Source organism: Acidisphaera rubrifaciens HS-AP3 (assembly GCF_000964365.1).
Taxonomy (GTDB): domain Bacteria; phylum Pseudomonadota; class Alphaproteobacteria; order Acetobacterales; family Acetobacteraceae; genus Acidisphaera; species Acidisphaera rubrifaciens.
Genome location: NZ_BANB01000314.1, coordinates 1 through 778 on the forward strand (window position 1 = coordinate 1; position 778 = coordinate 778).

The window sequence follows — 778 nt, forward strand, 5'->3', positions numbered from 1 at the left end:
CGCCGACGAACAGGTGCCCCTGATAGATCGTGCGCCCGTTCGCCGGAAAGGCGGGACAGGCGAAGGCGAAGCCCGCGCCCAGCGCGTGCAGCAGCGCGTCCGCCACCGGGCCGATATTGCCCTCCGCCGTGCTGTCGAAGGTCGAGCAGTACTTGAAGAACATCTGCCGGCAGCCGGCGGCCTGCAGCCAGCGCAGCGCGGCGAGGCTCTGGTCCACCGCCTCTCGCGGCGGCGTCGTGCGCGACTTGAGCGCGACCACCACGGCATCGACGTCCGGCACCGGCGTCGCGGCATCCGGCACCCCGATCAGCTGCACCGTCCGCATGCCGGTGCGCACCAGCATGGACGCGAGATCGGTTGCGCCGGTGAAGTCATCTGCGATGCAGCCGAGCAGGGGCATGGCGCGGTTCCTTGTGCGTGGGCGGTCGGGTAGGGGCCGGCCGCCTCGAAGCGTCAGCCGGCGGCCAGCGCGTCCGCGGCCGCGACGAAGGCCGCCGCCTGTGTCGTCCATCCGGGCAGTGCCTGACCGCTTTGCCACGCGGCCTCGGCGAACGCGGCGCGCAACTCGTCGCTGAAGATCAGCCGGCGCAGCGCCTTCGACAAGCCGTCCAGATCCTCGGCATCCAGCACGACGCCGGCCTCCGGCGGCACGTCCGCGCCGGCCTCGCCGCCGGCGCCGATCACCGGCGGCACGCCGCGACGCAACGCCTCGGCCGCCGCCATGCTGCTCGCCTCCCAGGCCGACGCGAGCGCGAACAGGTCGGCGTCGCGCCAGATT

At 73.3% G+C, this 778-nt stretch carries 2 protein-coding genes; both read right to left on the reverse strand.

Annotated elements, in window-relative coordinates:
- Positions 1-400, reverse strand: a 400-nt coding sequence (locus B8460_RS10260; RefSeq protein WP_048861505.1) for a four-carbon acid sugar kinase family protein, incomplete at its 3' end; no start/stop codon positions are given.
- Positions 401-453: 53 nt separating this feature from the next.
- A partial coding sequence (locus B8460_RS10265) for a glycosyltransferase (RefSeq protein ID WP_048861506.1) occupies positions 454-778 on the reverse strand: 325 nt, incomplete at its 5' end.